Below are 13,293 nucleotides of genomic sequence, written 5' to 3'. Positions count from 1 at the left end.
ATGCCGGCAGATCAACCATTTCCCGCCATATATAGAACTGTCCGGCATACGCTCTGAACAGTACGATCCCGGCAGGTCGGCCCACGAAGCGGTCCGCGGGGTGCCGGGCCGGCTGCGAGGAGGAGTCATGATCGGCACAATCCTGTGGGCGCTCATCGCCGGCACGATCATCGGCATGCTGGGCCGGCTGCTGCTGCCCGGCCGGCAGAACATCTCGATCTGGGTCACGATCGGTGTCGGGGTGGCCGCCGCGCTGCTCGGCGGCATCATCGCCGACGTACTCGGCGTGGGCGAGACCCGCGGCGTCGACTGGATCAGGCACGCGATTCAGGTCGGGCTCGCGGTGCTGTTCGTCTATGTTGCCGCACGCCTGGCCGGCAACCGGACCGCCGGCGGCCGGACACAACGCTGAACCGTCCCGGCCACCCGATCCGTGTCCCGGCGCCGGGCGGGCATCCGGTCCGATGCCCGCCCGTGCCGGAGGTTCACGCCCGGGCGGCGGCGATCGTCGTACGGCGGGCGGCCACCGCCGCCGCGAGGTCGGTGAGCACCGCGTCGGTGCGCTCCCAACTCATGCAGGCATCGGTGATCGACTGGCCGTAGGCCAGCGGGCGGGTGGGGTCGAGATCCTGACGTCCCTCGACCAGGAACGACTCCAGCATCACCCCGGTGATGCCCCGCTGGCCGGCCGCCAACTGCTCGGCGACGCTCTCCACCACCACCGGCTGCCGGCGGTGGTCCTTGCCGCTGTTGTCGTGGCTCGCGTCGACGACCAACCGCTCCGGCAGGCCGGCCGCCCGCAGATGCGCCAACGACTCCCGGATCGACTCGGCGTCGTAGTTGGGGCCGCCGCGCCCGCCCCGCAGCACCAGGTGGCAGTCGGCGTTGCCCCGCGTGTGCAGGATCGCCGGGGTACCGGACATGTCGATGCCGGGGAAGACGTGCGGTACGCCCGCGGCCCGGATCGCGTCGACCGCGGTGCCGACGTTGCCGTCCGGCCGGTTCTTCATGCCGATCGGCATCGACAGGCCCGACGACAGTTGCCGGTGCACCTGGCTCTCCACGGTCCGGGCGCCGATCGCGCCCCAGGCCACCGTGTCCGCGATGTACTGCGGGGTGATCGGGTCGAGGAACTCGCAACCCACCGGCAGACCGAGCCGCAACACGTCGAGCAGCAGGGCGCGGGCCGTACGCAGACCGGTGTTGACGTCGCCCGAGCCGTCCAGGCCGGGATCGTTGATCAGGCCCTTCCAGCCGACCGTGGACCGGGGCTTCTCGAAGTAGACCCGCATCACGATCAGCAGGTCGTCGGCGAGCCGTCCGGCCGTCACCCGGAGCCGGTCGGCGTAGTCCAGCGCCGCGACCGGATCATGCACGGAGCACGGGCCGACGACCACCAGCAGGCGGTCGTCGACCCGGTCGAGCACCCGGGCGACGGCTCGTCGACTGTCGAGCACGGCCGTGGTCGACGCGTCGTCGAGCGGCAGTTCGTGGTGCAGCAGGGCCGGGGTGGTCAGCGGTACGACGCGGTCGATGCGCTGATCGGTGACCCGGGCGGTGCCAGTGCTGATCATCGTGGGTTGTCCCTCCGCCAGCCACCCGGGGCCGGTGTCCCGCGGTAGAGCCGGCTGCTCGTCGCATGCGAAAGGGCAGGGACGAGGCCCCTGCCCTAGCCGGCTCTGGTGTGCGGTGACGTCAGGTCATGGCCGAGTCACCGGCACCAGGGCCGGCTGACGAAACCATCGATAGGAGCGCCGCACGCGGCCAACCATACCCGACCGGCACGCCCGTGCCGGCCACCGTTCCGCGTCCTGGGACGTCCGCCACGCGCCCGGCCACCCGGCGGCCGGGCGCGTGGCGGACGGTCCGACGGGGTAAGGAAGACCGGTATGAGTGCAGAGACCACCGAACGGGACCCCGACCGGGAACGGGCCGAATCGCGGGCGCTCCGTCTGCTACCCGAGGAACGGGCGGCCGGCAGTGACGACGCGCGGGCGCAGGCGACGGCGATCCTCGCCGAGTCCGACCGACGTACGGCGGACCCGGGGGCCGCGCCCGACACGGTCCTGGAGCGGCGTACCTCCGACCAGACGGTGACCGAGCCGCCGGACTGACCGCACCGCCGGACTGACCGCGCACCGGATCAGGCCAGCGGGAACTCGTCGAAGAGGACGACCGCCGAGTTGGGTTCGCGGGTGTCGAACCGGTACGACCGTACGACGCCGGCCGCCGAGTCCAGGATCGAGAACGCGGTCACGTCGTTGCTGGCGACGTACGGCAGCGGCCGGCCCGAGGCGTCGGTGAGCGGGGCGACGGTCGGCACCACCGGCGCCAGCCCGCCCGGATCACCCTGGAGGGGGTAGCCGTCCGGGGCGTCCCGCAGCCGGCCGGAGGTCACGTCGTACGCGCCGTAGCTGTTGCCGACGTTCGACGTCTCCAGCCAGTTGACCCCGGCCGGGGTGCGGAACCGGTTCCAGATGTGCGAGTGGCCGTTGAGCACGAGGTGCACCCCGGCCGTGTCGAACAGCGGCGCCAGGTCGCGCAGGATGTGGTCCGCCTCGAGCGGGTAGTCGTACCGCACCTCGGTGACCGCACCGGTCACCGGATCCCGGACGACGGTCCGCACCGGGTCGGTGTACGCCGGCACCGAGTGCGTGCCCAGCCCGTGCGCCGGATGGTGGAACATCACCACCCGGTAGCGGGCCGCCCGCGCCGGGGCGGAGCCGAGTTCCCGTTCCAGCCACGCGAACTGCGCCGACCCGCGCCGTACCGGCTCGAAGAGGAACTGGCCGTGCCCCCAGCGTTCCGGTGTCGCCAGCCGGTCGGCCGGCTCCCGGTAGCGGCCCTCGCCGCCGTACCCGCCGTTCGGCCGCCAGACCAGGGTGGCGAAGACCGAGGCGACCCAGACGTCGCCGATCGTGCGTGACCACCAGCGCGGCCCGCCCTCCGGGCTCGCCGGCAGCGGGAAGAGTTCCGAGTACGTCGTCACGTCCCAGTCGTCCGGCGCCGGATCGTTGAACTGCTCGTCCAGCGTGGTGGTGTCCGACCAGCGGCCCATCACGTCGTGGTTGCCGGGGGTGGGATAGATCGGGGTGTGCTGGAGGATCGGCGCGCCCCGGTAGAGGCGGCCGGCGAGCCGGTGCCCGGCCCGCCCGCCGAAGGCGGCGAAGAAGGCCCGCCCGGTGCCGGAGTCGAACCACTCGCTGGCCCGGTCCGGCACGTTGACCATGTCGCCGGCCATGAGCACCCCGTCCAGTTCCACCCCGACGGTCTGCGCGACCTTCTCCAGGTTGGCCGGCACCATCTGCTTGAGCTGGTGGTCACTGGTCAGCAGCAGGCGTACCGGCTGGTCCGGGCCGGCGACGGGGGCGAGTCGGAAGGCGGCGGTGACCGTCGCCCGGCCGACCCGACCGGCGGCGACCACCCGGTACGGCGTACGGCCCGGCGGCAGGTCGGTGACGGTGGCCAGGTGCCGGTACACCAGACGGCGCCGGACCTTGTGGTAGTGCCGGCCGGGCACCCGTGACCCGGAGTCCTCCCGCATCCGGCTGAGCGCCGTGGTGACCGCCGTGACCCGCCGCCAGCCCGGTCCGGTCGCCTCCGGTCCGGTCGCCGCGGCCAGTGCCGCCGCCTCGGACAACCCGGACACATTCGGCCCGACCAGGACGACCTGGACCGGCCCCGGCGACTCGGTGTGCCACACCACATGCACCCGGTCCGGCCCCGGATCCAGCAGGTACGGCATGCACAGAAGTTCCACGCGGCCATTATCCGGCCAGCCGTGCCACCCTCCCCGACCGTGATCGGATAGCGTCGGCCCATGTCTGTGACCGGTTATCCGTGGCCGATCGAGACCACCCGCCTGGACAACGGGCTCCGGGTGGTCGTCAGCGTGGACCGCAGCGCCCCGTCGTCGCGGTCAACCTCTGGTACGACGTCGGCTCCCGGCACGAGCCCGACGGGCAGACCGGATTCGCCCACCTCTTCGAACACCTGATGTTCGAGGGATCGGTCAATGTGGCCAAGACCGAGCACATGAAACTGATCCAGGGTGCCGGCGGCTCGCTGAACGCCAGCACCAACCCCGACCGCACCAACTACTTCGACACCGTCCCGGCCGAACACCTCGCGCTGGCCATGTGGCTGGAGGCCGACCGGATGGGTGGCCTGGTGCCGGCGCTGACCCAGGAGACCCTGGACAACCAGCGCGAGGTGGTCAAGAACGAGCGCCGGCAGCGGTACGAGAACGTGCCGTACGGCGACGCGTGGCTGCGCCTGCTCCCGCTGCTCTACCCGCCGGGACACCCGTACCACCACCCGACGATCGGGTCGATGGACGACCTCAACGCCGCCGACCTGGCGACGTTCCAGGCGTTCCACACCACCCACTACGCGCCGAACAACGCGGTGCTGACCGTCGTCGGCGACACCTCGGCCGACGAGGTGTTCTCCCTGGCCGAGCGCTATTTCGGCGCGCTGGCGGCCCGCCGGGACATCCCGGCCGCGCCGGACGGGCGGCAGGTGCCGGCCACCGGTACCCCGGTCCGCGAGACCGTCCGTGCCGCGGTGCCGGCCCCCGGCTCTACCTGAGCCACCGCACCCACCCGTTCGGCAGCCCCGGATACGACGCGGTGACGGTGCTGGCCGCCGTTCTCGGCAACGGCCGGGGCAGCCGGCTCTACCAGCGGCTCGCCGACGGGGCCCGGATCGCCCAGCCGGACAACCTCGCCGCGTACGGCGTCGACCTGGCCCACGCCCCCGCGCCGCTGATCGTGACCGCGACCACCCGGCCCGGCGTCGCCGTCGAAGAGTTGGAGGCCGGGCTCGTGAAGGTGCTCGACGAGGTCGCGACCGGCGGGGTGACCGAAGCCGAACTCGACCGGGCCAAGGCGCTGCTGACCACGAACTGGTGGCGCGGGCTGGCCCGGGTCGACGGTCGCGCCGACCTGCTCAGCCGCTACGCCACCCAGTTCGGTGACCCGGCCCGTGCCGCCGACCGGCTGCCGAACTGGCTCGCCGTGACCACCGACCGGGTGGCCGAGGTCGCCGCCGAGGTGCTGCGCCCGCAGGACCGGGTCACCCTGACGTACCTGCCCGAGGAGGAGAGCGCGTGACGCTCATCAGCGAACGCCCGTCGCCGGGCGAGCCGCGGTCGTACCGCTTCCCGCCGGTGGTCCGGCGGGCCGTGGCCGGCGGCGAGGTCGTCGCCGCACACCTGCCCGGCCAGAGCCTGGCGGTCGCGACGCTCCTGCTCGACGCGGGCGCCGGTCGGGAGCCGTTGGGCCGCGAGGGGCTCGCCGGCGTGGTCGCCAAGGCCCTGGAGGAGGGCACCACCGCCCGCGACACCGGCGCGTACGCGCTGGCCCTGGAAGGGCTCGGCACCGAACTGTCGACCGGCGTCGACTGGGACTCGTTCCGCACGACCGTGCAGGTGCCGGTCGACCGGCTGCTGCCGGCCGTCACCCTGCTGGCCGAGGCGGTCCGCACGCCGCGGCTCGACCCCGCCGACGTCGAACGGGTACGCGACGACGAGGTCACCTCGCTGCGGATGTACTGGGCCAACCCCGGCCCCGGGCCGACGCCGCGCTGCGGGCCGACCTGTTCGGCACCGAGGTCCGCCACGGCCGCCCCATGGACGGCGACCCGGAGTCGGTCGCCGCGCTGACCGTCGACGACGTCACCGGCTTCCACACCGGCTGGCTGCGCCGGCCCGGCACCCTGCTCGTCGCCGGTGACCTGGACCGGATCGACCTCGACGCGCTGGCCGCGGCGGCGTTCGCCGGCACGGGCGGCGACCCGGTCGAGGCGGGCGTGCCGATCGACGTCCAGGTACGCACCCAGCGGCGGATCATCCTCGTCGACCGGCCCGGTTCGGTGCAGTCGTCGCTGCGGCTCGGGCACACCGCCCCGCACCGCTCGCACCCGGACTACGTGCCGATGCAACTCGCCGGCACCGTGCTCGGCGGCGCGTTCACGTCCCGGCTCAACCACCTGATCCGCGAGGTGCGTGGCTACACGTACGGGATCCGGGCCGACTTCGGGATGTCCCGGCGGTTCGGCCGCTTCAGCGTCACGTCAGGGGTGCAGACCGCGGTCACCGCGCCCGCCCTGGTCGACGCGGTCGGCGAGATCGCCCGTACGCAGGCCGACGGGGTCACCGAGGAGGAGCTGACGGTCGCCCGGTCGTGGCGGGCCGGGCAGCTCTCGGTCGAGCTGCAGACCCCGGCGGCGATCGCGTCGGCGCTGGCCACCCTGGTCGTACACGGACTTCCCGACGACTACCACGCGAACCTGCGCGAGGCGATGCTGTCGGCGCCGCGGGACCTGGTGTCGGCCGCCGCGGCGGCCCACCTGCGGCCGCAGGGGCTGACCCTGGTCGTGGAGGGCGACGCCGCCGTCATCCGGGACGAACTGGTCGCCTCCGGCCTCGGCGAGGTCGTCGACGGCGGCGTGGGGTGATGAGAAAGACCTTGCCGTATCCGTGGGCGGGGTGGGTAGCCTCGCCTGCATGAGGATCGGCATTGTGGGAGCCACCGGCCAGGTCGGTGGCGTCATGCTCCGGATACTCGCCGAGCGGCGGTTTCCGGTGACGGAGTTGCGGTTGTTCGCGTCGGCCCGGTCGGCGGGCCGTACCCTGCCGTGGCAGGACGGCGAGATCACGGTCGAGGACGCGGACACGGCCGACTACAGCGGCCTGGACATCGTGCTCTTCTCCGCCGGCAAGGGGACGTCGAAGCAGCTCGCCCCGAAGGTCGCCGCGGCCGGCGCGGTGGTCATCGACAACTCCTCGGCCTGGCGGATGGATCCCGAGGTGCCGCTGGTCGTGGCCGAGGTGAACCCGCACGCCGCCGACCGCCGCCCCCGGGGATCATCGCCAACCCCAACTGCACCACGATGGCGGCGATGCCGATCCTGCGCCCGCTGCACGACGAGGCCGGCCTGGTCGGCCTGGTCGTCGCCACCTACCAGGCCGTCTCCGGCGCCGGGCTGGCCGGGGTCGCGGAACTGGACGAGCAGGTACGCAAGGTGAGTGACCGGGCCACCGAGCTGACCTTCGACGGGGCGGCGGCGGAGTTCCCGGCCCCGCGTTCGTTCGCCCGCCCGATCGCCTACAACGTGCTCCCGCTGGCCGGCTCGATCGTCGACGACGGCTCCGAGGAGACCGACGAGGAGCAGAAGCTCCGCAACGAGAGCCGCAAGATCCTCGAGATTCCCGACCTGAAGGTGTCCGGCACCTGTGTGCGGGTGCCCGTCTTCACCGGCCACTCGTTGCAGGTCAACGCTCGGTTCGCCCGGCCGCTCACCCCGGCCCGGGCCCGCGAGCTGCTCGCCGACGCGCCCGGGGTCGAGCTGTCCGACGTACCGACGCCGCTCGGGGCGGCCGGCCAGGACCCGACGTACGTGGGCCGGTTCCGGGTCGACGAGACGGCGGAGAACGGGCTGTCGTTCTTCTGCTCCAACGACAATCTGCGCAAGGGGGCGGCGCTCAACGCCGTACAGATCGCCGAGCTGCTGGCCGCGCGCAGTGCCGGCTGACCGCGAGGCGGGCCTGCTTTCGGTCGTGGGCGGGCACCGGCTCGGGGTGCTCGCCACGATCCAGCCCGATGGGCGGCCCCACCTGTCGAACATCATCTACGCGTTCGACCCGGCGCGGCGGCTGGTCCGGGTGTCGCTGACCGACGGCCGGGTCAAGACCCGCAACCTGCGCCGCGACCCGCGGGCCACGCTGCACGTCAACACCGCCGAGGGCTGGGTGTGGGCGGCGGCCGAGGGCGTCGCCGAGCTGACCCCGGTCGCGGCGGACCCGGCCGACGCCACCGTCGGGGAACTGGTGGACCTCTACCGGTCGATCGAGGGCGAGCATCCGGACTGGGACGACTACCGCCGGGCCATGGTCGCCGACCGGCGGCTCGTGCTGCGCCTGCGGGTGGACCGCCTCTACGGTCAGCCGCCGACCTGATGGTCGAGGTCCGTCGGGCGGTGGTCGACGATGCCGCCGAGCTGGTCCGGCTCCGCGGCCTGATGCTGCGGGCCATGGGGATCGGCGAGCCCGGGGTCGACGACTGGCAGCCGGTCGCGCTGCGCTCGCTGCGTGACCGGCTGGCGGAGCCGGACGGCTCGCTGGCCGCCTTCGTGGTCGACCAGCCGGCAGGCCCCGGCGATCGGCCCGTCGATCCCGCCGACGCGCCGGCCGGCCCGCCCCGGTTGGCGGCCTGCGTGGTGGGGGTGGTCGAGCGTCGGCTCGGCACCCCCGACAATCCGAGCGGCGAGATCGGGTACGTCTTCAACGTGTCGACCGACCCCGGCTACCGCCGGCGCGGCTACTCCCGGGCCCTGATGGCGGCCCTGCTCGGTTGGTACCGCGAGCGTGGCATCGTGGTCGTCGATCTGGTGGCCACGGCCGACGGCGAGCCGCTCTACCGGTCGATGGGCTTCGAGGCGTCGGCGCTGCCGCTGATGCACCTGACGCTTGCGGCCGACCCGGCCGGGGTGCGGAGCTAGCTGGATGTAGAACGTTTGTGGTTGCCGGGGCGACAACAAACGTTCTACATCCACCCAATGGGACGGCCGGCCCGCCCGACGCGGGTCCCCTCAGCCCTTCAGGCCGGTGTGGGCGAGGCCCTCGACGAACTGCTTCTGGGCGACCACGAACACCGCGAGCACCGGCAGCGCGGTCAGTGAGGCCGCCGCCAGCTGGATGTTCCACATCGGACCGCCGTACGCGTCGACGAACTGGGTCAGCGCCTGCGGCAGGGTGAACTTCTCCGGAGTGGACAGGAACACGATCGGTTCCAGGTAGAGGTTCCAGCTGTGCAGGAACGTGAAGATCGCCACCGCGCCGAGGGCCGGCCGGGCCAGCGGCAGCGCGATCCGCCAGAAGGTGGCGAGCCGGCCGAGCCCGTCGACCCGGGCCGCCTCCTCCAGTTCGCCGGGCAGGGCGATGAAGAACTGCCGCATGATGAACGTCGCCAGCACGCTCGGTGCGCCGAAGATCGGCACCAGGATCAGCGGCCAGTGGGTGTCGACCCAGCCCAGCGTGTTGAACATCTGGAAGAGCGGGACGATGGTGACCTCGCTCGGGATGAGCAGCCCGAGCAGGACGACGAGGAACAGCGCGTTCTGTCCACGGAACCGGATGCGGGCGAAGGCGTACCCGGCCAGGGCCGACACCGCGAGCGTGCCGAACGTGACGACGGCGGCGATGTAGGCGCTGTTGAAGTACTGCTGGGCGAACGGCTGGAGTTCGAAGACCTGCCGGTACGCGTCGACCTGCGGGTTCGTCGGCAGCAGGCTCGGCGGCCAGGAGAAGACGTCGCTGATCGGCTTGAACGACGAGGTGACCATCCACCAGGTCGGGAAGACGAACGGGACGGCGAGGACGAGCAGCGTTCCGTACAGGCCGAGTTTGGCGCGGCGGGACACCTTACTGCTCATGGAAGACCCACCTCTTGCGCATCTGCCACTGGACGACGGTGAGGACCAGCACGATCCCGAAGAGCAGTACGGACAGGGTGGCGCCGTATCCGAAGTGGTGGAACTGGAACGCCTGCTGGTAGAGGTAGTAGACGAGCACGGTGGTGGACGTCCCCGGCCCGCCCTGGGTGAGTACGGCGATCTGGGCGAAGACCTGGAGCGAGCCGACCACGGTGATGATCGAGGTGAGCAGGATCGTCGGGCTGATCAGCGGTACGGTGATCTTGCGGAACTGGGTCCACCGGCCGGCGCCCTCGACCCGCGCCGCCTCGTAGAGTTCGGCCGGCACGCCCTGCAGGGCGGCCAGGAAGAGCACCATGTTGAGGCCGACGTTCTTCAGCACCTGCACCACGACGACCGACAGCATCGCGGTCGCCTCGCCGCGCAGCCAGTTGGGGCCGTCGACACCGATCGTGTCCAGCAGGCCGTTGATCCCGCCGTTGTCCTGCAGCAGGAAGCCCCAGACGATCGTCCAGGCGACCAGCGACACCACGACCGGCGAGAAGAACAGGGTGCGGAAGACGACGGTGCCGCGCAACTTCTGGTTGAGCAGCACCGCGAGCAGCAGGGCGAGGCTGAGGTTGAGGACGACCAGGCCGAGCGAGAAGAGCCCGGTCGCGCCGAGCACCGACGGCAGGTTGGGGTCGTCGGCCAGCGCCCGGTAGTTCTCCGCGCCGACGAAGTCGAAGGTGTCGGCGAGCACGTTCCACTCGTGCAGGCTGTAGTAGACGACCAGCCCGAGCGGCAGCAGCACGAAGACGATGCTGCCCAGCAGTTGCGGGCTGACGAACAGCAGCCCGGCGAGCTGGTCCCGGCGCCGGGTGGTCCACCAGGACCGGCGGGGCGGGTCGGCGGGCTTGGCGGCCGGCGGGGTGGACCGGGCGCGGGCCCGGTCCACCACCTGCGTCGTACGCGACATCAGCGGTCCAGCAGCGGCTTGATCTGGGTGCAGACGCCGGTGAGTACGGTCCGTACGTCGGCGCCGGGCTGCCACAGCGGGTCGAGCGCGGCCCGCACCGCCTGGCTGATCTCGGCCTGCCCGGTGTGGCTCGGCTTCACCACTCCGGAGGAGATGCCGTCGATGACCACGCTCTGCAGCTGTTCCGGCTTGAGCAGCGGGTTGGTCTTGGCCAGGGTCTCGGCGGTGAGCTGCGACTGGCGCGGCGGCGGGAAGAACTGCGCGAGCTTCGCCGAGTTGGTCGGGTTGGTGAGGAAGGCCAGGAAGTCCGCGGCCACCTTCGCGTTGTCGCCCTTGCGCAGCACGCCCATACCGCCCTGGCCGATGACGGCGTAGTCGCCGTTCGGGCCGGCCGGCAGCGGCACCAGGTCCCAGCCGAACTTCTGGTCGGCCAGCAGCGAGGCCCGGGAGATCTGGGTGATCGTCATGCCGGCGTCACCGGCGAAGAAGTCGGCCGTGGTGCCCGGCGCCGGCAGCGCCTTGTCGGTGAAGATCGCCTTGTGCAGGAACGTCATCGCGTCGACCATCGGCTGCTGGTCGAAGCCGCAGGTCCTGCCGTCCTCGCTCCACGCCTGCGCGCCCCAGCCCGTCCACACCGTGGACAGGTTGTCCCAGCCCTTGTAGTCGAAGTCGCGGATGACCAGCCCGGCCTTGCCGGTCTCGGCGTTGACCGCGGCGGCGGCCGCGACCGCCGAGTCCCAGGTCCACCGGCCGGCCGCGATCAGCTCCGCCGGCGTCTCCCGGCCGGCCTTCTCGAAGAGGTCGGTGTTGACGAAGACCCCGAACGGCGAGGTCGAGAACGGGTACGCGTACAGCTTGCCCTCGTCCTGCCACAGCTTCGTGGCGGCCGGGGTCAGCTCGTCGAAGGCGTACCCGTCGGTGCCCTTGAGGGTGTCGTCGAGCGCGACCAGGGCGCCGGACGAGACGAAGTCCGGTGCCGAGTTCTCGAAGATCCAGGCCAGGTCGGGCGGGTTGCCGCCGGCGATCTGGGTGGTGAGGGTCGTCGTGTAGTTCTCGAACGGGATCGGATCGAACTTGATCTCGGTGACGTTCGGGTTCGCCTTCTTGTATTCCTCGGCGATCTCGTTGAACAGCGCGAGGTGCGCCTCGTTCGCCGACCAGGTCGTCATTCGCAGCGAGACCGGGCCGTCGCTGTCGCCGGCGTCGCCGCCGCCGCACGCCGTCAGGCCGAGCAGCGCGGACAGCGCCACCGCCGCGGTCAATCTGACTCTCATCAAACCCTCCCTCAGTAGCCGGCGATGTCGGGCCAGTGCAGCTCGACGCCCTCGCCGACGAGGCGATTCTGGAAATCGGCCAACAGGCCGGGAGTGTCACGTACCGCCCGCGGGACGACCCCACGCTCCAGACAGAAGTCCGCGAGCATGCCGGCGACCTCGCCGACGTTCCACTCGACGGGATGCAGACGGTACGAACCGTTGGTGATGTGGGTGGTGCCGATGTTCTTTCCGGCGGGCAGGAGGTTGTCCATGCGCCGGGGGATCAGTGCGCCCAACGGGATCTGGAAGGGGCACGAGGCGACGTCGACGTAGTTGTCGCCGCCGGTCGACGGGTGCAGGTCGATGCGGTACATGCCGACCCCGACCGAGTCCGGATAGATGGCCGCGCCCTTGTCGCCGCGTACGTCCAGCGAAAGGTCCTGCTCGACCACGGTGTATTCGGCGCGGATCCGGCGCGACTCGCGGATGTACGGCGCCTGCGCGAGTCCGTCCGCGCTGCCGGTGACGTCGCCGCGCAGCCGCAGGCCGGGGAAGCCGGTGCCGCCGTCGGTGCGCGGCGCCTCGGTCTGCAGCCAGTAGAGCACCGACCGGGACAGTTCCCGGGCCGCCGCGAAGTGGTGCGCCGGATCCGGTACGTCGATCACCGGGCTCTCGAAGTAGTCGATCATCGGCCAGTTGACCAGGCAGATGTCGCTGTCGTACGCGCCGTCGCGGAACAGCCGACGGGCCGCGATCCGCCGGAACGTCCACAGGTTGCCGTCGCCGGGGTTGCGGCGCTGGTCGGCGTCGACCAGCAGCGGGTCGTCGTCGGGATTCGGGGTGAAGCTCCGCTCGGAGATCTCCAGCGTGCGCGGGTTCGGGGAGCGGAACGACAGCATCCGGTCGCCCCAGAACGCCGGCTGGTAGTCCCGCCAGAACGAGTAGCGTTCCGGCCGGTCGATGGTGTGGTCGCCGTCGACGTGGTCGACCGCGAAGCACACCGACATCGCCTGCATGTTGGTCGGCTGGGCCACGTCCGGCGCGCTCGGCTCACCGGTGTCGGCCCGCGACTCGAACCCGGTGACGTACTCGGTGCCGGTCATCGGCAGCAGCTCGCCGGTCTCGGTCGCGTCCAGGACGTACCCGGCCGTCACCACGATCTCGTCGGCGCCGTCGCGGTGCGCGACCGTCACCGCGGTGACCCGGTCGCCGTCGACGGCGGCGGACACCGGCCGGTACGGCTGCAACACCCGTAGCCGCCCGGATCCCCGGTACGGCGCCAGCATCGACTCGAGCACGGCGACCGCCACCCGTGGCTCGTGGCAGAGCCGGCTGACGTGGCCGGCACCCGGGTTCAGGTCCCGCCACGCCCGCGCCCGGTCGGTCAGCGGGTAGTAGCGGCGGTAGTAGTCGCGGATACCGTCCCGCAGCGCCCGGTAGCTCGCGGTGATGCCGAAGCGTTCCACCCAGCTGTGCTCGTCCGGCGGCACCGCCTGGCTGGTGAGCTGGCCCCCGAGCCAGTCGAACTCCTCGGTCAGCACCACCGAACGCCCGGCGCGCAGGGCGCCCAACGCCGCCGCGACCCCGCCGAGACCTCCACCGACGACGAGGATGTCGGCTCGCATCTCCCGCAACGTGCTTCCC

10 protein-coding genes and 3 pseudogenes are annotated in these 13,293 nt (G+C 71.8%); 7 read left to right on the top strand and 6 right to left on the bottom strand.

The genetic code is table 11. The annotated features are described in order from the left end of the window. Window positions 1-127 precede the first annotated feature (127 nt). Window positions 128-412, top strand: coding sequence for a GlsB/YeaQ/YmgE family stress response membrane protein (locus tag Prubr_RS04880; RefSeq protein ID WP_212822045.1), 285 nt, complete (start codon window positions 128-130; stop codon window positions 410-412). 73 nt (window positions 413-485) lie between these two features. Here the strand turns inward: Prubr_RS04880 and Prubr_RS04875 are convergent, their stop codons facing one another. After that, the gene (locus Prubr_RS04875; RefSeq protein ID WP_212822043.1) at window positions 486-1,574 is read right to left on the bottom strand and encodes a 3-deoxy-7-phosphoheptulonate synthase; all 1,089 of its coding nucleotides are present in this window, start codon (window positions 1,572-1,574) and stop codon (window positions 486-488) included. Between the two features lie 315 nt (window positions 1,575-1,889). Between Prubr_RS04875 and Prubr_RS04870 the strand changes: the two genes are divergently transcribed. Further along, a complete protein-coding gene (locus Prubr_RS04870) occupies window positions 1,890-2,114 on the top strand; it encodes a hypothetical protein (protein WP_212822041.1) in 225 nt (74 codons plus the stop codon). 29 nt (window positions 2,115-2,143) lie between these two features. On the opposite strand, the gene Prubr_RS04865 is transcribed toward Prubr_RS04870, so the two are convergent. Then, window positions 2,144-3,760 (bottom strand): metallophosphoesterase family protein, encoded by a 1,617-nt coding sequence (locus Prubr_RS04865; protein WP_212822039.1) that lies wholly within the window; start codon window positions 3,758-3,760, stop codon window positions 2,144-2,146. Window positions 3,761-3,820: 60 nt separating this feature from the next. Here Prubr_RS04865 and Prubr_RS04860 point away from each other — a divergent pair. The 5 genes and pseudogenes from Prubr_RS04860 (at window position 3,821) to Prubr_RS04840 (ending at window position 8,502) form a co-directional block, all read left to right on the top strand. Continuing rightward, window positions 3,821-5,114, top strand: a pseudogene (locus Prubr_RS04860) (M16 family metallopeptidase). Continuing rightward, window positions 5,111-6,459 (top strand): annotated as a pseudogene (locus Prubr_RS04855) (M16 family metallopeptidase). Before Prubr_RS04860 ends, Prubr_RS04855 begins: the two co-directional pseudogenes overlap by 4 nt. A 49-nt stretch (window positions 6,460-6,508) precedes the next feature. Next, window positions 6,509-7,536: pseudogene (locus Prubr_RS04850) on the top strand (aspartate-semialdehyde dehydrogenase). Continuing rightward, the gene (locus Prubr_RS04845; RefSeq protein ID WP_212822037.1) at window positions 7,526-7,960 is read left to right on the top strand and encodes a PPOX class F420-dependent oxidoreductase; all 435 of its coding nucleotides are present in this window, start codon (window positions 7,526-7,528) and stop codon (window positions 7,958-7,960) included. The pseudogene Prubr_RS04850 and the gene Prubr_RS04845 overlap by 11 nt, the downstream one beginning before the upstream one ends. Then, entirely contained in the window at window positions 7,960-8,502 is a 543-nt protein-coding gene (locus Prubr_RS04840; RefSeq protein ID WP_212822035.1) for a GNAT family N-acetyltransferase, read from the top strand. Before Prubr_RS04845 ends, Prubr_RS04840 begins: the two co-directional genes overlap by 1 nt. Window positions 8,503-8,592: 90 nt before the next feature. Here the strand turns inward: Prubr_RS04840 and Prubr_RS04835 are convergent, their stop codons facing one another. The 4 genes from Prubr_RS04835 to Prubr_RS04820 are packed head-to-tail and all read right to left on the bottom strand — an operon-like array spanning window position 8,593 to window position 13,274. Next, window positions 8,593-9,435 carry a carbohydrate ABC transporter permease gene (locus Prubr_RS04835; RefSeq protein WP_212822033.1) on the bottom strand — a complete coding sequence of 281 codons (843 nt, stop codon included), beginning with the start codon at window positions 9,433-9,435 and terminating at the stop codon, window positions 8,593-8,595. Next, entirely contained in the window at window positions 9,425-10,393 is a 969-nt protein-coding gene (locus Prubr_RS04830; RefSeq protein WP_212822031.1) for a carbohydrate ABC transporter permease, read from the bottom strand. Before Prubr_RS04830 ends, Prubr_RS04835 begins: the two co-directional genes overlap by 11 nt. Next, window positions 10,393-11,667, bottom strand: coding sequence for an ABC transporter substrate-binding protein (locus Prubr_RS04825; protein WP_212822029.1), 1,275 nt, complete (start codon window positions 11,665-11,667; stop codon window positions 10,393-10,395). Before Prubr_RS04825 ends, Prubr_RS04830 begins: the two co-directional genes overlap by 1 nt. Before the next feature lie 11 nt (window positions 11,668-11,678). Further along, window positions 11,679-13,274 (bottom strand): FAD-dependent oxidoreductase, encoded by a 1,596-nt coding sequence (locus Prubr_RS04820; RefSeq protein WP_212822027.1) that lies wholly within the window; start codon window positions 13,272-13,274, stop codon window positions 11,679-11,681. Window positions 13,275-13,293 lie beyond the last annotated feature (19 nt).

It is taken from the genome of Polymorphospora rubra (genome assembly GCF_018324255.1).
GTDB classification, from domain to species: Bacteria; Actinomycetota; Actinomycetes; order Mycobacteriales; family Micromonosporaceae; genus Polymorphospora; species Polymorphospora rubra.
The sequence above is the reverse complement of the archived record's forward strand: the minus strand, read 5'-3'. Positions and strand labels throughout refer to the sequence as shown.

Excerpts from the sequence above, each read along its gene's own strand:
- Prubr_RS04880 (WP_212822045.1), top strand. The coding sequence starts at position 128 with ATGATCGGCACAATCCTGTGGGCGCTCATCGCCGGCACGATCATCGGC.
- Prubr_RS04875 (WP_212822043.1), bottom strand. The coding sequence starts at position 1,574 with ATGATCAGCACTGGCACCGCCCGGGTCACCGATCAGCGCATCGACCGC.
- Prubr_RS04870 (WP_212822041.1), top strand. The coding sequence starts at position 1,890 with ATGAGTGCAGAGACCACCGAACGGGACCCCGACCGGGAACGGGCCGAA.
- Prubr_RS04840 (WP_212822035.1), top strand. The coding sequence starts at position 7,960 with ATGGTCGAGGTCCGTCGGGCGGTGGTCGACGATGCCGCCGAGCTGGTC.
- Prubr_RS04835 (WP_212822033.1), bottom strand. The coding sequence starts at position 9,435 with ATGAGCAGTAAGGTGTCCCGCCGCGCCAAACTCGGCCTGTACGGAACG.
- Prubr_RS04830 (WP_212822031.1), bottom strand. The coding sequence starts at position 10,393 with ATGTCGCGTACGACGCAGGTGGTGGACCGGGCCCGCGCCCGGTCCACC.
- Prubr_RS04825 (WP_212822029.1), bottom strand. The coding sequence starts at position 11,667 with ATGAGAGTCAGATTGACCGCGGCGGTGGCGCTGTCCGCGCTGCTCGGC.
- Prubr_RS04820 (WP_212822027.1), bottom strand. The coding sequence starts at position 13,274 with ATGCGAGCCGACATCCTCGTCGTCGGTGGAGGTCTCGGCGGGGTCGCG.